This window comes from Siminovitchia sp. FSL W7-1587 (genome assembly GCF_037963795.1).
In the GTDB taxonomy this organism is placed as follows: Bacteria; Bacillota; Bacilli; order Bacillales; family Bacillaceae_C; genus Siminovitchia; species Siminovitchia thermophila.
In genome coordinates this window covers 273,817-294,763 of the sequence record NZ_CP150169.1, presented here as the reverse complement: position 1 = coordinate 294,763, position 20,947 = coordinate 273,817, and the positions used below count along the sequence as shown (strand labels likewise).

Below are 20,947 nucleotides of genomic sequence, written 5' to 3'. Positions count from 1 at the left end.
GTGGTTATTTTTTTGAATACAGTCATTGCGTTTATTATTATTTTTGGGGCGCTTGTGTTTTTCCATGAACTTGGACATTTTATTTTTGCCAAACGCGCTGGAATCCTTGTCAGGGATTTTTCCATCGGATTTGGACCGAAAGTGTTTTCTCACACAAAAAATGAGACGAACTATACGATTCGGCTTTTGCCGCTCGGCGGATTTGTCCGGATGGCGGGAGACGACCCCGAAATGGTTGAAATTAAACCGGGTCATCGGATCGCGCTCGTATTGAACGACGATAATCTCGTTGAAAAAATTGTTTTACAGGGGAAAGACCGGTTTCCAAACGCCAGGATTATCGAAGTGGAAATGGCTGATTTGGAACACGATCTGATCATTAAAGGATATGAAGACGAAGAAGATGAGACATTGAAAACATTTCATCTTTCTCACACCGCAGTCATTGTGGAAGAACAAGCGGAAACACTTATCGCGCCTTGGGACCGGCAATTTGCTTCCAAAAAGCTCGGGGCCAGAGCAATGACGATTTTTGCGGGTCCGATGATGAACTTTTTACTGGCAATTGTGATCTTTACATTGCTCGGTTTTATCCAAGGGGTTCAAGTCAATGAGCCGTTCATCGGTGAACTTCTTCCTGAAGGGTCTGCCCATAAAGCGGGGCTGCAGGAGGGTGATGTTGTCCTGAGCATTGATGGAGCGGAAATTTCGGATTTTGATGACATCACTGAAATTGTACGAAGCCATCCTGAAGAAGAGCTCATTTTTACGGTGGAACGAAATGAAGAAACACTGGACGTTCCGGTGACACCAAAACGGGAAATCATCGAGGATAAGGAAATTGGCTTAATCGGGGTACAAGCACCGGTCGACAAGTCGTTCCTGCGGCTGGCGACATTCGGGTTTGTAGAAACGTACAATTGGACAGTCAAAATTATCGAGTTGCTGGGAACACTTGTTACGGGTCAATTCTCCATTGATATGCTGGCTGGTCCGGTAGGGATTTATAAAACGACAGAGACAGCTGCCCAGGCAGGAATATTGATATTAATGAAATGGGCTGCGTTGTTGAGCATTAACCTCGGCATCATGAACTTGCTGCCGATACCGGCGCTTGATGGAGGCCGCCTCTTGTTCTTCGGCGTTGAGGCGTTGCGGGGTAAACCGATTGACCGGCAAAAAGAAGGAATGGTGCATTTTATCGGCTTTGCGCTCTTGATGGTTTTGATGATTGTAGTCACCTGGAATGATATACAGCGCTTTTTTATTATTAAATAACTATAAGTAGAGGTGCAATTGATGAAACAAAGCATGACTTTCATCCCCACTCTAAGGGCAGTTCCGTCTGATGCAGAAATAAAAAGCCATCAGCTGCTTTTAAGAGCAGGGTTTATTAAGCAAATTGCCAGCGGCATTTATTCCTATTTGCCATTGGCAAAAAGAGCGCTCGATAACATCGAAAATATCGTTAGGGAAGAAATGGAAAAGGCGGGAGCTGCAGAACTGCTTCTGCCGGCTCTCCAGCCTGCTGAACTATGGCAGGAATCCGGGCGCTGGCATACATATGGCGATGAGTTAATGCGCCTTCATGACCGCCACGACAGACATTTTGCTTTAGGTCCCACTCATGAAGAAGTCATTACGAGTATCGTAAAGGATGCAGTCCAATCCTATAAGCGTCTGCCATTAACCTTATTTCAAATTCAAACGAAATACAGGGATGAAAAGCGCCCCCGTTTCGGGTTGCTTCGCGGGCGTGAATTTATTATGAAAGATGCTTATTCCTTCCATACTTCACACGAAAGTTTGGATGAAGTTTATCAGAAAATGCATGTGGCGTATACGAATATATTTAAAAGGTGCGGTCTGAACTTTAGATCCGTATTGGCGGATTCCGGAGCCATTGGCGGTAAAGACACACAGGAGTTCATGGTGTTGTCGGAGATTGGCGAAGATACCATTGCCTATTCCGATCAGTCCGATTATGCCGCCAACATTGAAATGGCAGACGTCTGTCAAGTTTATGAAAAGCCGGATGTTGCGGAAAAAGAGTTGAAAAAAATAAAAACCCCAGGTCAAAAAACGATCGTGGATGTTTCAGAGTTTCTAAGTGTAAAGCCTTCAGAAGTTATTAAATCCCTTGTAATGCTTGCAGATGAAGAGCCCGTCATGGTACTCGTGCGAGGTGATCACGAAGTAAACGATATTAAAGTGAAAAATGCTTTGAACGCCAAAATGGTAGAATTTGCGGAGGAAGAAAAAACGAAAGAGCTATTGAAATGTTCCTTCGGATCGATAGGGCCGATCCAGATACCATCCGAAATGAAGATCATAGCCGACCATGCGGTCGGGGCAATGGTCAATGCGGTCTGCGGCGCCAACGAAGATGAGCATCATTATATCAATGTCGTACCAGGGCGTGATTTTGCTGTTGACGAATATGCCGATCTCCGGTTTATCCAGGAAGGCGACCCTTCCCCTGATGGAAAAGGAACAATTCGATTCGCGCGTGGTATTGAAGTAGGGCATATTTTTAAATTGGGAACAAAGTACAGTGAAGCGATGTCCGCCGGATTCCTTGATGAAAACGGAAAACCCCATCCTTATATCATGGGCTGTTACGGAATCGGTGTATCAAGAACCCTTACCGCAGTAGCGGAACAGTTCAATGATGAGCGAGGGTTGATCTGGCCTGTGAATATTGCGCCATACGATGTTCATCTTATTCCGATCAATATGAAAGATTCGGAACAAGCGAGCTGTGCCGAACAATTATACGATGAATTACAGGCTGAATATGATGTGCTGTTTGATGACCGCAACGAACGCGCAGGCGTCAAATTTAACGACTCGGATTTAATCGGTCTTCCTGTTCGCGTGACTGTCGGAAAGAGAGCTTCCGAAGGAATCGTGGAAGTGAAAGTCCGGAAGACCGGTGAAATGTTGGAAGTACATCGGGGGGATCTTTCGGCAACATTGCAAAATATTTTTAAAGCATTATCGGTATAACGGTTCTTTCAGGTGACTCCTTTACCCGCATGTAAAAGCCGGCAAGGCTTCCGTCTATATGTGGAGAAGGGTGTCAGATCATTGTCTATTTCCGATAGACAGAACCTGAAAGACTTCGACATCTATCATGCATCAAGGGTATCGGTCACAAATGCTTTGCGACGTACAGGATGTACTAGTGCAATTTGGTGACATCGTTGCCTGAGCTTGCCAACAGGACGCTATAGAACTGGGCTTTTGTATTATTTCTTATCAGCGGGGGAAGAAAGCCCTCGCTGATTGAAGTTTCATATGATCTTTTTATTGATTGGACGATTAATAGATGGGAGAGGATAAACGATGCAAAAGACGCAAAATCCCGTCGAACAAAAGAAACGTTTCCATCTGCTGCTGCAACAGATCGGCTTAACAGATGACCCGTACATAGAGCACTTGCGGTCTGGACAAATTGAAAAGCTTGTTGTGGATCGCATCAATCAGAAATGGCATTTTTATTTTATTTTTGAGCGGATTTTGCCTTTCCAAATATATGAACATTTCACCAGGAGACTTGAACAGTCGTTTCAACACATTGCCCGGGTTCAATTCTCGTTGTCGATATCGCAAACAACGATCACTGATCAGCTTGTGGCAGATTACTGGCAGGGCTGCTTGAAAGAAATAGAAGGAATGTCTCCTATGCTGCTCAGTCTTTTACATCATCAAACACCCAAAGTCGATGGAAATAAAATCATCGTTCAAGTCCGCAACGATATGGAGGCCAGGACGCTTCAAGAGAAATATGGAAAAATCATCACCGAAGTGTATCAATACTTTGGCTTTCCTTCACTCCTATTTTCAGCGGAAGTCCGCTCTGAAAGTGAATCGAGTGAAGAATATGCAAAATTTGTTGAAGCGAAACGGAAAGAGGATGAAGAGCGGGCAAGACAAGCTGTTTTAGAAATGCAAAAGCTTGAGCAGGAAAGGCGGACAAACGAAGGTGAGGCGCCTTCCGGACCGTTAATGCTTGGGTATGCCATTAAAAATGGTGAAGAGATGAAAAGACTCGAGGAAATAGTGGACGAAGAGCGCAGGGTCACGGTAGAAGGGTATGTTTTTCAGGCAGAGACAAGGGAACTGCGAAGCGGAAGAACTTTACTGACGTTTAAAATGACGGATTATACCGATTCCATCTCCGTAAAAATGTTCTCAAAAGATAATGAGGATGCTTCCATCATGGCCAGTTTAAAAAAAGGCATGTGGGTGAAGGTTCGAGGAAGTGTCCAAACGGACACATTTGCCCGCGAACTGGTCATTATGGCGCAAGACATTAATGAAGTAAAGCCGAAAATACGTGAGGATAAAGCAGCCGGTGATAAGCGGGTTGAACTCCACATGCATACACCCATGAGCCAAATGGATGCTGTTACCTCAGTGGGGGATCTTATTGCCCAGGCGAAAAAGTGGGGACATCCGGCGGTGGCAATTACCGACCATGCCGTCGTTCAATCATTTCCCGAAGCGTTTGGGGCGGGCGGAAAACATGATATGAAGATCATCTATGGGCTGGAAGCCAATTTGGTAAACGACGGGGTGCCAATCGCCTATAATAGCGCCAACAGGCTGCTGGAAGAAGATACGTTTATCGTTTTTGACGTGGAAACAACCGGTCTATCGGCGATATATGACAAAATCATTGAACTGGCGGCAGTCAAAATTCATCAGGGGGAAGTGATTGACAAGTTTGAGAGATTTGCCAATCCCCACCATCCATTGTCCGCAACAACGATTGAATTGACAGGCATTACAGACGATATGGTAGAAAACGCCCCCGAAATCGAGGAAGTGCTGGAAGAATTTAAGAATTGGACAGGGGACGGCATTCTTGTAGCCCACAACGCCTCTTTTGATATCGGCTTTTTAAATAGCGGATATCAAAGGATTGGATTTGATAAAGTCGCAAATCCGGTCATTGACACGCTTGAGCTTGCAAGATTCCTATATCCCGAATTTAAAAACCATCGGTTAAACACGCTGGCAAAAAGGTTTGATATAGAGCTTGTGCAACACCACCGGGCCATTTATGATGCCGAAACAACTGGTAATATCTTTTTGAAAATGCTGGGCGATGCCAAGAAAAAGGGAATCCTTTATCATGATCAGCTCAATGACAATATGGGCAAAGGTGACGCTTATAAACAGGCGCGTCCATACCATTGCACTTTGCTTGCCCAAAATGAAGCGGGTCTGAAAAACTTATATAAACTCGTATCTTATTCGCATCTGCACTATTTTTATAGAGTACCGCGCATCCCGCGTTCTTTGCTGGAGAAACACCGAGAAGGGATTTTGGTTGGCTCCGGGTGTGACAAAGGTGAAGTGTTTGAAGCGATGATGCAAAAAGGACGGGCTGAGGCCGAACAGGCGGCCGCCTTTTACGACTACTTGGAAATACATCCCAAACCTGTATATGCCCCGCTAATTGAGATGGAGCTTGTCAGGAATGAAAAAGACTTGGAAGACATTATCCGAAACATCGTCATGATGGGAGAAACTTTAAACATGCCCGTCGTTGCAACAGGAAATGTCCATTATTTAAATAAAGAAGATAAAATATACCGGGAGATTCTCATAAACTCCCAAGGCGGGGCAAATCCGCTAAACAGGCATAAGCTTCCCGATGTTCATTTCCGGACAACAGACGAAATGCTGTCCGAGTTTTCTTTCCTTGGTGATGAAAAAGCTTATGAGGTGGTTGTCACAAACACCAATCTCATTAATGACAAGATCGATAAAATAAAACCGATTAAAGATGACTTGTACACACCGAAAATTGAAGGAGCCGAAGATGAAATCAGGCAAATGAGCTACGGCATGGCCAAATCCATTTATGGAGACCCGCTTCCCGAGATTGTGGAAGCCAGGCTCGAAAAAGAACTAAAAAGCATCATTGGCCATGGTTTTGCAGTTATTTACTTAATTTCTCATAAGCTTGTAAAAAAATCGCTTGAAGACGGATATCTTGTCGGTTCACGGGGCTCTGTCGGCTCTTCCTTCGTGGCCACCATGACGGAAATTACGGAAGTAAACCCCCTTCCCCCGCATTATGTCTGCCCCAATTGCAAGCATGCCGAGTTTTTTGATGACGGTTCGGTCGGGTCCGGATTTGACTTGCCCGACAAAGACTGTGTGAAGTGTGGGACAACATATAAAAAAGACGGACATGATATTCCGTTTGAAACGTTTTTGGGCTTCAAGGGAGATAAAGTGCCAGATATTGATTTGAACTTTTCAGGGGACTATCAGCCGAAAGCCCACCATTACACGAAGGTTTTGTTTGGGGAAGACTACGTATATCGTGCTGGCACGATCGGAACAGTAGCAGAGAAAACCGCTTACGGGTATGTCAAAGCTTATGAGCAAGACCATAATCTTATGTTGAGAAATGCGGAAGTGGAAAGGCTCGTCCAAGGGTGTACAGGCGTAAAAAGAACAACCGGCCAGCACCCCGGAGGGATTATTGTTGTGCCGGACAATATGGAAATTTTCGATTTCTCACCGATTCAATATCCGGCTGACGCGGTTGGGTCTGATTGGAGAACGACGCATTATGATTTCCACTCCATCGACAGCAACTTACTCAAACTGGACATTCTTGGCCACGATGATCCGACCGTTATCCGGATGCTTCAGGAATTAAGCGGAATTGATCCAAAAACGATTCCGATCGATGACCCGGAAGTGATGAAAATATTCAGTGGTACCGAATCTCTCGGCGTAACAGAGGAACAGATTATGTGTAAAACAGGAACGCTTGGAATTCCCGAATTTGGGACAAGATTTGTCAGGCAAATGCTTGAAGATACAAAGCCGACAACGTTTTCCGAGCTCGTTCAAATATCCGGCCTTTCACATGGTACAGATGTATGGCTTGGCAATGCACAAGAGCTGATTCGTTCAGGAACTTGTACGCTGTCGGAAGTGATTGGCTGCCGGGACGATATCATGGTATACCTCATTTATCAAGGTTTGGAACCGTCTCTTGCTTTTAAAATTATGGAGTTTGTACGAAAAGGAAAAGGTCTTACTCCAGAATGGGAAGAAGAGATGAGAAAAAATAATGTGCCGGAATGGTATATTGATTCATGTAAAAAAATAAAATACATGTTTCCCAAGGCGCATGCCACGGCATATGTTTTGATGGCTGTCAGGATTGCCTATTTTAAAGTGCACCATCCGCTCCTTTACTATGCCGCCTACTTTACGGTGCGGGCAGAAGATTTTGATTTGGAAGTAATGGTCAGGGGTTCTCAGGCGATTCGCTCCAAAATCGAAGAAATCAATGCCAAAGGCCTGGATGCGACGGCCAAAGAGAAAAGTCTTCTTACCGTTTTGGAAATTGCGTTGGAAATGTGCGAACGCAAATTTAAGTTCAAGCGCGTAGATTTGTACAAATCGAGCGCCACCGAGTTTATCATAGACGGAGATTCTCTTATCCCGCCTTTTAACTCTATTCCGGGGCTGGGTACGAACGCGGCGTTGAATATTGTAAAAGCCAGAGAAGACGGAGAATTTCTTTCCAAAGAGGACTTGCAAATCCGTGGAAAAGTATCCAAAACAATTATGGAGTATTTGGACAACCATGGCTGTTTGGAATCACTTCCCGAACAGAATCAATTATCCCTTTTCTAGAAGAAAAGTAGGAACCGCTTTTCTTTGCATACTTGGCGGTAGTTTGCCTTGTTTGCAATTGAAAATCGGTTATGGTATATTTTTATTGGAAATACTATGAATACTCTCGTTGCAAAAGAGTGGGCGCCCCCCACTCTTTCGTATTGTTACGGAAAACTTTGATATACATGGATACCTGAACATAGGAGGTTTGTATGAGTAAAGTAACAGACACAGTAGAGAATCTTGCGGCTCCTATTTTGGACGAAATGAAACTTGAACTGGTCGATATTGAATATGTAAAAGAAGGAAAAAACTGGTTTCTCCGCCTCTTCATTGACAAACCGGATGGTGTTGATATTGAAGAGTGCGGCATAGTCAGTGAGCGTCTTGGCGAGAAGCTTGATGAAGTAGACCCGATTCCCCATAATTACTTTCTGGAAGTCTCCTCGCCCGGAGCGGAGCGTCCTTTAAAGAAAGAAGCCGACTTTGCCAATGCGGTTGGAAAGCAAGTTCATGTTAAAACATATGAACCGATCGATGGGGAAAAAGTGTTTGAGGGACGGTTAACGGAGTTTAACGGAGAAAACCTGCTAGTTGAAGTGAAAATAAAAACCCGGACAAAGACGTTTGAAATTCCAATCAATAAAGTGGCAAAAGCCCGCTTGGCAGTCGTCTTTTAACAGGTAAAGCGAAGAATAATAAAGGGGAGGACATGGTCATGAGCTCAGAATTAATGGATGCTCTAGTCATATTGGAAAAGGAAAAGGGAATTTCCCGGGATGTCTTGATCGAGGCGATCGAAGCCGCTTTAGTATCTGCGTACAAAAGGAACTTTAACCAAGCACAAAACGTTCGTGTAGACATGAACTTGGAAACAGGAACGATGAGGGTTTTTGCCAGAAAAGAGGTAGTGGATGAAGTTTTTGATTCCAGGCTTGAAATTTCATTGGAAGAAGCCCATACCATTAACCCGGTCTATGACACAGGGGATATTGTAGAACTCGAAGTGACCCCGAAGGAGTTTGGCAGAATTGCGGCACAAACAGCAAAACAAGTCGTCACCCAACGGGTAAGAGAAGCAGAAAGAGGGATCATCTATTCCGAGTTTGTGGACCGGGAAGATGACATTATGACCGGAATCGTGCAAAGGCAGGACCCGCGTTTTATATATGTCAGTCTTGGGAAAATTGAAGCATTGCTTCCGCAAAGCGAGCAAATGCCCAACGAAACATACAAACCGCATGACCGAATTAAAGTGTACATTACGAAAGTCGAAAAAACGACGAAAGGTCCGCAAATATTTGTATCAAGGACACATCCGGGATTGTTAAAGCGATTATTTGAAATCGAAGTCCCTGAAATATATGATGGAACCGTTGAAATTAAATCGGTTGCGAGAGAAGCGGGCGACCGCTCCAAAATTTCTGTAGCGACAGACCAAGAAGATGTCGATCCGGTTGGTTCATGTGTCGGACCGAAAGGTTCAAGAGTTCAGGCAATCGTGGACGAATTAAAGGGTGAAAAAATAGATATTGTTGAATGGTCACAAGATCCGGTTGTCTTCGTCGCCAATGCTTTAAGTCCATCCAAAGTTCTCGATGTAATCGTGAATGAGGAAGAAAAAGCCACGACAGTTGTCGTTCCGGATTATCAACTATCGCTGGCTATCGGCAAGAGAGGGCAAAACGCGCGACTCGCAGCAAAATTGACCGGTTGGAAAATCGATATTAAAAGTGAGACAGATGCAAGAGAAGCTGGCATTTATCCAAGGGATCTGGAGGAAGAAGAGTCAGACGAATCATTCGATTTTATAAACGAAGAAATCGAATAGAGGTGAAGCAAGATGGTAAAAAAGAGAAAGATACCACTCCGCAAATGTGTAGCAACGGGAGAGATGAAGCCAAAGAAAGAAATGATTCGGATTGTCCGTTCCAAAGAAGGTGAGATATCTGTTGATGTAACGGGGAAAAAGTCCGGGAGAGGGGCTTACCTGTCAAAAGACAGGGAAGTCATCATGAATGCACGAAGAAAAAATATTCTGGCGAATCATTTACAGGCAGATGTCACAGACGATGTATACGAAGAACTTCTTTCTCTTGTTGAAGAGGAAAACAAGTGAAACAAGCTAAAGGGATGTCGTTACTTGGTCTGGCACATCGGGCCAGGAAAGTTGTTTCAGGGGAAGAACTGGTAGTCAAGGAAATCCAGAGTGGACGTGCCAAACTGGTCATTTTGGCGAAAGACGCCTCCCATAATACGGCAAAGAAAATCAAGGATAAATGCCAATATTACCATGTGCCTTTACGGCATGTAGACACTAGAAAAACACTCGGCCATGCCATTGGCAAGGATGCGAGGGTTGTGGCAGCGATATTGGAAGCGGGTTTTGCTGAAAAAATTGCTGCTTTGCTTTATGAATAAACGGGGGTGAACATATGAGTAAAATGCGTGTATATGAATATGCAAAAAAACAAGGTATTACCAGCAAGGATGTTATTGATAAGCTGAAAGGCATGAATATAGAAGTAGCCAACCATATGTCAACAATTGAGGGAGGAACGGTTACGAAGCTTGACGCCATTTTTAAAAAGAAAGAATCCCGGCCGCAAGATGCGAAACGGAAAGAAAAACCAAATCATGGGCGGCAGAGAAGTACGGAGAACATAAAGACGCAAGGAAAAGATAACCGCAAAAGCGGAGCAACCGGCCAGCAGGGGAGACAGAAAAATTACAAACCCCAGCAGCAGGGACAAAATGCTCAAGGAAGCCAGCAAAATGCCCAAGGAAGCCAGCAAAATGCCAAGAACGGACGGAATCATAAACCGAACAATCAAAAGAGCGAAAGCGGGCAAAGACAGCACGGAAAAAGCCAATTCAAAGGCGGAAACAAAGGACCGAATCGCAACAGGAAGCAAAATCAACAACGCCAGCGCCAAAAGCAACACCAACATCAGCCTGCTCCGCCGAAACAAAAAGAACTTCCGGAAAAAATCACTTTTACGGAATCTCTCTCAGTGGCTGAACTTGCTAAAAAGCTTCATAGAGAACCGTCCGAGATTATCAAAAAGCTCTTTATGCTCGGTGTGATCGCAACGATTAATCAGGAGCTTGACAAAGATGCGATCGAATTAGTTTGCGCCGAATATGGTGTGGAAGTAGAAGAAGAGATTCAAATTGATAAAACGGACCTTGAAGTGTATTTTACCGAAGATCAAGAAAAAGAAATGGTGGAAAGACCAGCAGTCGTTACCATTATGGGACACGTTGACCATGGAAAAACGACGTTGCTTGATTCTTTACGGAATACTAAGGTGACTGCCGGAGAAGCTGGCGGCATTACCCAGCATATCGGTGCCTACCAAATTGATTCAAACGGCAAAAAAATCACATTTTTAGATACGCCGGGACATGCCGCGTTTACAACAATGCGTGCAAGAGGAGCGAAAGTAACCGACATTACCATTTTGGTCGTTGCCGCAGATGACGGTGTCATGCCGCAAACTGTTGAAGCGATTAATCACGCGAAAGCGGCAGAAGTTCCCATTATTGTAGCCGTCAATAAAATTGATAAACCAACCGCCAATCCGGATCGTGTGATGCAGGAATTGACTGAACATGGGCTTGTTCCGGAAGATTGGGGCGGAGATACCATTTTTGTTCCCATTTCTGCTTTAAAAGGAGAAGGAATCGATTCGTTACTTGAGATGGTTCTCCTTGTGAGCGAAGTAGAAGAATTAAAAGCAAACCCAGCAAGGCTTGCCCTTGGCACCGTGATCGAAGCCCAGCTTGATAAAGGACGCGGCCCGGTTGCCACACTACTCGTTCAAAATGGTACATTAAAAGTGGGAGACCCAATCGTTGCCGGTAATACGCATGGACGTGTACGGGCCATGGTGAATGATATGGGGCGAAGAGTAAAAAAAGCTGGACCTTCTACCCCTGTTGAAATTACCGGATTGAATGATGTACCGCAAGCAGGTGATCGGTTTGTCGTGTTCGAGGATGAAAAAACAGCCCGCCAAGTCGGGGAGGCTCGTTCTCAACAGGCATTGCAAGCATTAAGAAATGAAAGATCCCGTGTAAGCCTTGATACGCTGTTTGAGCACATGAAGCAAGGAGAAATGAAAGACCTCCATGTCATCATCAAGGCCGACGTACAAGGCTCTGCTGAAGCATTGGCGGCTTCTTTACAGAAAATCGAAGTGGATGGCGTCAATATCAAAATCATTCATTCCGGTGTCGGGGCCATCAATGAATCTGACATTACCTTGGCCGCGGCTTCCAATGCCATCGTCATTGGCTTTAATGTCCGTCCGGATGTCAATGCTAAGCGGGCGGCTGAATCCGAGAATGTGGACATACGTCTGCACCGGATTATCTACAAGGCTATTGAAGAAATTGAAGCAGCCATGAAAGGGATGCTTGATCCTGAATATGAGGAAAAAGTAATTGGCCAGGCGGAAGTAAGACAAACATTCAAAGTTTCCAAAATCGGTACAATTGCTGGTTCCTACGTAACAGATGGAAAAATCACCCGCGACAGCGGAGTCCGCCTGATTCGTGATGGCATTGTTATTTTTGAAGGCGAAATTGACGATTTAAAACGTTTTAAAGACAACGTTAAAGAAGTCGCCCAAGGATACGAGTGCGGGATTACGATTAAAAACTTCAATGACGTAAAAGAAGGAGATGTCATCGAGGCTTTCCTAATGGAAGAAGTTGAACGTGCTTGATCGGCTTTGCCTTGATAGAATTTCGTATATACAATACCCATTCGCTCAAGGATAAACGATCAATCGTCAAGCGTATACTGACAAGGGCCAAACAAAAGTTTAATATTTCGATTGCCGAGGTGAAGCATCAGGACTTATGGCAGCGTACTGAAATTGCGATTGCCGCTGTTGCTTCCACCAGGAAAAGGGCTGAACATGAATTGGAACATGCCATTGAATTCCTCGACTCTTTTCCAGAGTGGGAGAGAATCGGAACTACGTATGAATGGCTGTAATGTGAGGTGTCGAAAATGAGTCTGCGAGCCCATCGTGTGGCAGAACAAATGAAAAAAGAACTGGGAGAAATTATTTCTCGCAAGATTAAAGATCCGCGGGTAGGGTTTGTAACAGTCACCGATGTACAGGTGACCGGTGATCTTCAGCAAGCAAAAGTGTTTATATCCGTCCTTGGAAACGAGGAGGAAAAGGAGAACACTTTAAAGGGATTGGCAAAAGCCACTGGTTTTATCAGATCCGAAATCGGGCAAAGAATACGGCTCCGTAAAACCCCGGAAATAAGCTTTGAATTTGATGAATCCATTCAATATGGAGATAAAATTGAAAAGCTGTTGAAAGAATTGAATGGAGAATAGGATAGACGCCCGGTCTATCCTTTTTTCCTCGTTAGGAAAGATAACAGAGACATGATAAAAGCAGCCAGACAATCATCTGCGTCTTCAGGCTTGGTGCTAAACGATGTGTTCTTCATCAGATCAAAAAAGTGGAATTGAAAGGAAAGAAATGATATGCCCGCTCCAATTCTCGCCGGACAGGACGTCTTAGTGCATGGGAAGTAATAGGCCAAAAGAAGTCTCCGGCAGCGATATCATCGTACGAAGAGCGACTGCTGCTTTTGCAAGGCTTGAGCGAGTCGCTGGACAGGGCGTCCAAGTGCATGGCGAAGTGACACGGATGCGCCGCTTTGAGCCAGCAGCCGGCCAAGGATGGCAATATCCGCTTTGTCCACAAGGCGGTTGGATGTATAAGCTCGGCATAAGGCCATAAGGATGGCAATATCCGCTTTTGCCCTAGATCACAAGTGTATCGTGTCTTAGTTTGGCAAGGAGCTTGCTATTCTAAAGAGATTTCTTTCATAAAAGGATCAGCTTGTCGATCGGGCCCGTGCGCCTACTTGGCGTTTCGGGGCTGGTTATTCATATTGAGAGCAGGAAGGTGCGGGCGTCATTCATAAGCGAGGAGGTTAAGTGCGGTTGGAAGGGATTTTACCAATCTGGAAGCCCAAAGGGATGACATCCCATGATTGTGTTTACAAAGTTCGAAAATGGCTCGGGATCAAAAAAGTTGGCCATACCGGCACTCTCGACCCGGATGTTACGGGGGTTTTACCCATTTGTCTTGGCAGGGCGACGAAAATTGCCGAATATATAACGAATGCAGGAAAAGAGTATGAAGGCGAAGTGACACTTGGAACCTCTACAACAACAGAGGACTCATCCGGTGATATTGTCGAAAAGAGATTGGTACAAGAGATTTTTCCCCTGGAGAGAATCGAAGAAGTCCTGCAGTCGTTCAAAGGAGAATTAAAGCAGATTCCTCCGATGTATTCAGCTGTAAAAGTAAAAGGGAAGCGTTTATATGAATATGCCCGTGCAGGCATCACTGTTGAGCGGCCGGAAAGAACTGTTTATATCTATCATATCCAATTATTGGAAAACGCTGTTGAGCTGCAAGACGGCTTGCTGTCTTTTCGTTTCTCTGTTCAATGCAGCAAGGGAACCTACATCCGAACACTTGCCGTTATGATTGGGGAGAAGCTTGGCTATCCAGCACATATGTCGGACCTCGTCAGAACAGCATCCGCTTCGTTTCGGGAAGATGACTGTGTGACGTTTGAAGAGCTTGAAAAACTGGTCCAAGCAGGGAAGGCGGCGGAAGCGATTTTTCCGCTGGAAAAAGGGATTTCTCATTTGCCGCATCTTGCAATTAGTGATAAATTAGCGATAAAAGTACGAAATGGTGCGGTTCTGCCTGAACCGGAGCATTGGCCAGGCGACGAAACTGTTTTGGCGCATAAATCTAAAGCAATCGCCATCTATAAAAATCATCCCGAAAAACCCGGACAAATAAAACCAGTCAAAGTTCTAGAAACAAATGAAATTAGGTGAACATAGAGTGAAAGTGTTAATGGTCCAGCATCCTCATACCTTTCAGCAGCACGATTTCCCGCCGCTTGTCATGGCTCTTGGATTTTTTGACGGAGTTCATCTTGGCCATAGGAAAGTCATCGAAACGGCTAAAGCCGCGGCAGTGAATAGCGGCTGGAAAAGTGCTGTTATGACTTTTGATCCCCACCCGTCGGTTGTCCTTTCGCAGGAAAATCGTCCGGTGGAATATATCACACCTTTAAAAGAAAAAGCTGACTTGATATCCAAGCTGGGAATAGACTATTTGTTTATCGTCCGATTCACGTCCTCTTTCGCTAATCTTGACCCGGCGCAATTTGTACAGCAGTATGTAATCGATTTGAATGTTCGGCATGTCGTTGCCGGGTTTGATTTTACATATGGCAAATACGGAAAGGGCACGATGGATACGCTTCCGCACCATGGGATGGGGATATTGCAAGTAACGACTGTAACCAAAATGGAAGAAGGCAATGAAAAAATAAGCTCCACCGCCATTCGAGAAAAGCTTCGGGAAGGGGACACCGAATCAGTTATAACGTTTCTGGGGCGCTATTATGAAACGAAAGGCACTGTCATCCACGGAGAGAAACGCGGTAGACAGCTCGGCTTTCCAACGGCAAATATCCAATTAAATGAGGATTATATTATCCCCAAACCCGGCGTTTACGCAGTGCGGCTCTTCGTTAATGGGCGTTGGGAAAAAGGTGTGTGTAATATTGGTTATAAACCGACTTTTCATGATCCGGGTCAATCCCATTTATCTATTGAGGTACATCTTCTCCATTTCAAGCGTTCAATCTATGGCGAGGAAGTCACAATCGAGTGGCGGCACAGAATAAGGGATGAAAAAAAGTTTCATAGTTTAGAGGATTTGAAAGCTCAAATTGCATATGACATTGTAAGAGCATCCGACTTTTTGCAAGCTTGACCTATTTTTAAACTTGATTTTTCCAAAAGAAAGATGTATCCTAAAACAGTATCTTAGAACCGTTGCTTGGCAATGCGACTCACCGACGCTTGCTCGGTAACAGGGGATGAAAAACAGGAGGTGAAGGCAGTTGTCCATTTCTCAAGAACGAAAAAATGATATTATCAGCCAATATCGAATTCATGAAACAGATACCGGTTCTCCGGAAGTACAAATTGCGGTTTTGACCGAAGAGATCAATAATTTGAACCAACATCTTCGAACCCACAAAAAAGATCATCATTCAAGACGGGGATTAATGAAAATGGTTGGACGGCGCCGGAATTTATTGACATACCTGCGCAACAAAGATGTGCAGCGTTATCGTGAATTAATCGACAGACTTGGCCTGCGTCGATAAAATCGTGGGGAGTCAGCTTAAAAAAGCGGGATTATCTCCCGCTTTTTTGTTAGGATAAAAAAGAGAAGATGACAAATCCTGAACCCAGCAAATGACAAATGTGCCGTGAGAAAATATACAAAACTCCGGCATATATAGACTGAACATTGGACATGGATATGACAGGGATCATATTCTTGTCGAATGTTCAGTTACATGCGGGCAGGTGCGTTCATCTATCCTCTTTAATAAAATTTATTCGTATATGAAAGAGAGGCGTTACTCACTATGAGCCATGAAAAGAAAGTTTTTGCCATAGAATGGGCCGGTCGGAAACTGACCGTTGAAGTAGGCCAATTGGCCAAACAAGCAAACGGTGCTGTTTTTGTCCGATATGGGGACACGGCAGTTTTAAGCACCGCCACAGCTTCAAAAGAAGCAAAATCAGTTGACTTTTTTCCTTTGACAGTCAATTATGAAGAACGTTTATATGCTGTTGGAAAAATCCCGGGAGGATTCATTAAAAGAGAAGGACGCCCGAGTGAAAAAGCGATTTTGGCGAGCCGCTTGATCGATCGGCCAATCAGGCCGCTTTTTCCGGACGGCTTCCGGAATGAAGTCCAAGTCGTCAGTATTGTCATGAGTGTCGACCAAAACTGCTCATCCGAAATGGCGGCCATGTTTGGATCATCCCTGGCGCTTTCCATATCTGACATTCCGTTTGAAGGACCGATCGCGGGAGTCGTTGTCGGAAGAGTGGATGGCCATTTTGTCATTAATCCGACAGTGGAACAAATGGAGAAAAGTGATATTGACCTGACTGTTGCCGGAACGAAAGATGCCATTAATATGGTGGAAGCCGGTGCGGATGAGGTTCCTGAAGAAACGATGCTGGAAGCGATCATGTTTGGGCATGAAGAAATTAAACGCTTAATTGCTTTTCAGGAGGAAATTGTTCAACAAGTTGGTAAAGAAAAAAGGGAAGTTGAACTTTTTGAAGTTGATCAGGAATTAGATACAGAAGTTCGTTCCATGTGCGAGCAATCGTTGGTTGCTGCGATACAGGTTGAAGAAAAACACGCCCGCGAAGAAGCCATTCAATCCGTAAAGGACGAGGTGATTGCTGACTTTACCGGACGGGAAACGACCGATGAAGATACGTTAAAGCAAGTAAGCTATATTTTGGACCATCTCGTAAAAGAAGAAGTACGCCGCTTGATTACAGTTGAAAAAGTTCGTCCCGACGGAAGAAAACCGGATGAAATCAGGCCGCTTCAATCTGAGGTTCGCCTGTTGGCAAGAACCCACGGTTCTGGTCTGTTTACAAGAGGTCAAACACAGGCTCTAAGCATATGTACCCTTGGAGCGCTGGGGGATGTCCAAATATTGGATGGACTAGGAATCGAAGAATCGAAGCGATTTATGCATCACTACAATTTCCCTCACTTCAGTGTCGGTGAAACTGGACCCATTCGCGGTCCCGGCAGAAGGGAAATTGGCCACGGGGCACTCGGCGAACGTGCATTGGAACCAATCATACCAAATGAGGTTGAATTTCCTTATACGATACGTCTTGTGTCGGAAGTATTGGAATCCAACGGATCTACCTCGCAAGCAAGTATTTGCGCGAGCACGCTTGCGATGATGGATGCAGGTGTTCCCATCAAGGCGCCTGTTGCCGGTATTGCCATGGGACTTGTGAAATCCGGAGATCATTACACAATCCTTACCGACATTCAAGGAATGGAAGATCACCTGGGTGATATGGACTTTAAAGTGGCTGGAACGAAAAACGGTATAACGGCGTTGCAGATGGATATTAAAATAGAAGGGCTCTCCAAGGAAATTCTTGAAGAAGCCTTGCTACAGGCGAAAGAAGGGCGCATGGTCATTCTTAAATCGATGATGGCAGCGATCTCCGAGCCGCGCAAAGAATTATCGCCATATGCGCCGAAAATCGTCACACTTCATATTAATCCAGATAAAATCCGGGATGTAATTGGACCAAGCGGAAAACAAATTAACAAAATCATCGAGGAAACCGGAGTTAAAATTGATATAGAGCAAGACGGAACCGTATTTATTGCATCAGCTGACGATACAATGAACCAGAAAGCGAAAAAGATTATCGAAGATCTCGTTCGCGAAGTATCCGTGGGGCAAGTGTATTTAGGAAAAGTAAAGCGGATCGAAAAATTTGGCGCGTTTCTCGAATTGTTCCCAGGAAAAGATGGACTTGTCCATATTTCCCAATTGGCAGAAGAAAGAGTGAACAAAGTCGAGGATGTTGTATCGCTCGGTGACGAACTGCTTGTAAAAGTGATTGAAATCGATCAGCAAGGCCGCGTTAACTTGTCACGCAAAGCCATTTTAAAAGAGCAAAAAGAAAAGCAGTCAAAAGAATAACGTGTTACATGCCAGGTACTGTGCCTGGCTTTTTACATATTGCTACAATTGGTCTACCTTGTCTTCCTCCTTCATAAAGTAATGTTGAAGGAGGCCAAATGTCGAGATGAATACAAAAAACTTGCTTGGTTTCGGACTAGTTGCTATTCTAGCAATATTGACCGTGTCTAATCCTTTTACGAGCACCTATGTACATCAGTTAAAAAATGAAGCGGTTCAAACATCATCCAGCGAAAATAAGCTGTTAAAATCAATTGAAGCTGCCGCAAAAAAATATGACATACCGCCGCAAGATGCGCAAATCGACAGAGTATGGAAGGCGATGCCGGGGTATAACGGAATACAAGTTGATATTGATGCGTCCTATAAAAAGATGAAAGGGCGTTCTTTCGATGAGCGCAAACTTGTATTTAAACAAATTCCGCCCAAAGTACACTTGGACGACTTGCCCCCTGCGCCAATTTACCGTGGACATCCCGACAAACCAATGGTCGCACTTTTAATTAATGTAGCTTGGGGAAATGAATATTTACCGTCTATGCTGCAAACATTGAAGAAACACAATGTACAAGGAACATTCTTTTTAGAAGGGCGTTGGGTAAAAGAAAATCCGGATTTGGCGAAAATGATTGCTGCCGGAGGCCATGAAATTGGCAACCACTCCTACAGCCATCCTAAAATGGAGTCGCTTGGAACTGCCCAAGCGCGAGAAGAAATTGTAAAGGCCAATGAAGTGATTGAAGCCACGACAGGAAAAAAGCCTGTCTGGTTCGGCCCGCCTAGCGGGGGATTTCGGGAAGAGACAATTGAAATCGCCCACGGCCTGAACATGAAAACCGTACTTTGGACGGTGGATACCATTGATTGGCAGAAGCCGTCGCCAGGTACAATTTTGAAGCGTGTCATGTCGAGGGTCCATCCTGGTGCGATGATCCTCATGCACCCGACCGATCCAACCGCTCAAGCTCTGGAACAGTTAATCATTCAAATAAAAAGCAAACATTTAAGGATCGGTACAGTAAGTAAATTAATGGATGAAGAATATATAATCAAAATACAAACTGCTCAATAGATTTTTGCACCACGAACAGGAGGAAGCATAGTGATAAAGAAATATACATGCCAAAACGGAGTAAGGGTCGTACTAGAAAAAATGTCCACTGTTCGCTCTGTAGCTATCGGTATTTGGGTGGGAATCGGCTCCCGTGATGAACTGACAGAGAATAACGGAATTTCCCATTTCTTGGAACATATGTTTTTCAAAGGGACAACTACCCGAAACGCAAAAGAATTGGCTGAAGCATTTGATTCCATCGGTGGCCATGTAAATGCCTTTACTTCAAAAGAATATACTTGCTATTACGCCAAGGTGCTGGACAACCACGCAAAATTTGCTTTGGAAACATTGGCGGACATGTTTTTCAATTCAACCTTTGCAGAAGATGAACTCAATAAAGAGAAAAACGTCGTCCGGGAAGAAATTAAAATGTATGAAGATACACCTGACGATATCGTTCATGACTTATTAAGCAAAGCGGCATATGATACACATCCGCTTGGTTTTCCCATATTGGGAACAGAACAATCGCTCTCTACTTTTACAAGTGATTTGCTCAATGCTTACGTTGAAGACAAATATATTCCCGAAAATATCGTCATATCTGTTGCGGGAAATATTGACGAGCAGTTTATTTATGAGATTGAGCGCTTATTTGGAAACTTCGAAAGAAAGGGGAGGCCATCCCCCGAAACGAAGCCTGTTTTTCAAACGAACAGAGCGGTCAGACAAAAAGAAACGGAGCAGGCCCATCTGTGTGTCGGATTTGAAGGTTTACCCATCGGACATCCAGATATATACAAGTTGATCGTCATGAACAATATTTTCGGAGGAAGCATGTCTTCTCGGCTGTTCCAAGAAGTGCGGGAGGAAAAAGGACTGGCCTATTCGGTATTTTCTTACCATTCTTCATTTAAGGACAGCGGACTGGTGACTATCTATGGTGGGACAGGATCAAATCAGGCGGATGAGTTGTTTGAAACGATTCGAAAAACACTCAGTGTCTTAAAATCAGCAGGAGTAACCGATAAAGAACTGACCAACAGTAAAGAACAACTAAAAGGGAATTTAATGCTGGGATTGGAAAGCACGAACAGCAGAATGAGCCGAAATGGCAAAAATGAATTATTGTTGAGAAAGCACCGTACACTAGATGAAATTATTGTTGAAATTGATAAAGTAACAGTAGGCTGTGTAAACGAAATGGCTGAAAAGATATTTTCAGATGAATACACCTTGGCATTGATCAGTCCCAAAAAACAGCTGACACTTGCAGCTAACTGAGACTAGGACATAAAAATACGAAATAGCAAAAACCGGACAATTCATTTATAATTGTTCGGTTTATTTTTGTAAAAAAATCCCTATCATCGCTACGTCAACATATTTTGCTTTCCGCAGGTCTCTTCAGCTTCCTCGTAAAAGCAAAGCTCGCTTTCCTGCGAGATCTTCAGCTCGAGCTATTCCCGCAGGAGTCTACATATGTTGACTACGCTAAAAGGTACACTGGGACAATTTATCCGGCATGTAAGGTGCCCATATACACCTCTTCAAAATCTTGAGTGAATACAAAAGGCCTAAGTGGGAGAAAACGGC

General features: G+C 44.3%; 17 protein-coding genes. All 17 read left to right on the top strand.

Annotated elements, in window-relative coordinates; translation table 11 throughout:
- Positions 1-12 precede the first annotated feature (12 nt).
- Positions 13-1,278 (top strand): RIP metalloprotease RseP, encoded by a 1,266-nt coding sequence (gene rseP / locus NST31_RS01360; protein WP_339163467.1) that lies wholly within the window; start codon positions 13-15, stop codon positions 1,276-1,278.
- Positions 1,279-1,299: 21 nt separating this feature from the next.
- On the top strand, positions 1,300-3,009 hold the full coding sequence (locus tag NST31_RS01355; protein ID WP_077111700.1) for a proline--tRNA ligase: 1,710 nt from the start codon (positions 1,300-1,302) through the stop codon (positions 3,007-3,009).
- 339 nt (positions 3,010-3,348) lie between these two features.
- Positions 3,349-7,680, top strand: a complete 4,332-nt coding sequence (locus tag NST31_RS01350; RefSeq protein ID WP_339163465.1) for a PolC-type DNA polymerase III — start codon at positions 3,349-3,351, stop codon at positions 7,678-7,680.
- 194 nt (positions 7,681-7,874) lie between these two features.
- Complete coding sequence (rimP, locus tag NST31_RS01345) at positions 7,875-8,342, top strand: ribosome maturation factor RimP (RefSeq protein ID WP_077111698.1); 468 nt, start codon at positions 7,875-7,877, stop codon at positions 8,340-8,342.
- A gap of 38 nt (positions 8,343-8,380) precedes the next feature.
- Positions 8,381-9,493 (top strand): transcription termination factor NusA, encoded by a 1,113-nt coding sequence (nusA, locus tag NST31_RS01340; protein ID WP_077111697.1) that lies wholly within the window; start codon positions 8,381-8,383, stop codon positions 9,491-9,493.
- A 12-nt stretch (positions 9,494-9,505) separates the two neighbouring features.
- Positions 9,506-9,781 (top strand): YlxR family protein, encoded by a 276-nt coding sequence (locus NST31_RS01335; RefSeq protein ID WP_077111696.1) that lies wholly within the window; start codon positions 9,506-9,508, stop codon positions 9,779-9,781.
- 14 nt (positions 9,782-9,795) lie between these two features.
- Positions 9,796-10,083: a YlxQ family RNA-binding protein gene (locus NST31_RS01330; RefSeq protein WP_077111832.1), complete on the top strand. Its 288-nt coding sequence runs from the start codon at positions 9,796-9,798 to the stop codon at positions 10,081-10,083.
- Between the two features lie 14 nt (positions 10,084-10,097).
- Positions 10,098-12,395, top strand: coding sequence for a translation initiation factor IF-2 (gene infB / locus NST31_RS01325; protein ID WP_339163463.1), 2,298 nt, complete (start codon positions 10,098-10,100; stop codon positions 12,393-12,395).
- Positions 12,392-12,670 carry a DUF503 domain-containing protein gene (locus NST31_RS01320; RefSeq protein ID WP_077111694.1) on the top strand — a complete coding sequence of 93 codons (279 nt, stop codon included), beginning with the start codon at positions 12,392-12,394 and terminating at the stop codon, positions 12,668-12,670. Before infB ends, NST31_RS01320 begins: the two co-directional genes overlap by 4 nt.
- Before the next feature lie 15 nt (positions 12,671-12,685).
- Positions 12,686-13,027 carry a 30S ribosome-binding factor RbfA gene (gene rbfA, locus NST31_RS01315; RefSeq protein WP_077111693.1) on the top strand — a complete coding sequence of 114 codons (342 nt, stop codon included), beginning with the start codon at positions 12,686-12,688 and terminating at the stop codon, positions 13,025-13,027.
- Positions 13,028-13,220: 193 nt separating this feature from the next.
- Positions 13,221-13,439 carry a hypothetical protein gene (locus tag NST31_RS01310; protein WP_205179905.1) on the top strand — a complete coding sequence of 73 codons (219 nt, stop codon included), beginning with the start codon at positions 13,221-13,223 and terminating at the stop codon, positions 13,437-13,439.
- Between the two features lie 206 nt (positions 13,440-13,645).
- Positions 13,646-14,560, top strand: a complete 915-nt coding sequence (truB, locus tag NST31_RS01305) for a tRNA pseudouridine(55) synthase TruB (RefSeq protein ID WP_339163460.1) — start codon at positions 13,646-13,648, stop codon at positions 14,558-14,560.
- A 7-nt stretch (positions 14,561-14,567) separates the two neighbouring features.
- Positions 14,568-15,509 (top strand): bifunctional riboflavin kinase/FAD synthetase, encoded by a 942-nt coding sequence (gene ribF / locus NST31_RS01300; RefSeq protein WP_077111691.1) that lies wholly within the window; start codon positions 14,568-14,570, stop codon positions 15,507-15,509.
- A gap of 130 nt (positions 15,510-15,639) precedes the next feature.
- A complete protein-coding gene (gene rpsO, locus NST31_RS01295; RefSeq protein WP_077111690.1) occupies positions 15,640-15,909 on the top strand; it encodes a 30S ribosomal protein S15 in 270 nt (89 codons plus the stop codon).
- 267 nt (positions 15,910-16,176) lie between these two features.
- Positions 16,177-18,294: a polyribonucleotide nucleotidyltransferase gene (pnp, locus tag NST31_RS01290; protein WP_077111689.1), complete on the top strand. Its 2,118-nt coding sequence runs from the start codon at positions 16,177-16,179 to the stop codon at positions 18,292-18,294.
- Positions 18,295-18,400: 106 nt separating this feature from the next.
- Positions 18,401-19,366: a polysaccharide deacetylase family protein gene (locus NST31_RS01285; RefSeq protein ID WP_339163456.1), complete on the top strand. Its 966-nt coding sequence runs from the start codon at positions 18,401-18,403 to the stop codon at positions 19,364-19,366.
- A 30-nt stretch (positions 19,367-19,396) separates the two neighbouring features.
- On the top strand, positions 19,397-20,635 hold the full coding sequence (locus NST31_RS01280) for a pitrilysin family protein (RefSeq protein ID WP_205179887.1): 1,239 nt from the start codon (positions 19,397-19,399) through the stop codon (positions 20,633-20,635).
- The last annotated feature ends 312 nt before the right edge of the window (positions 20,636-20,947 follow it).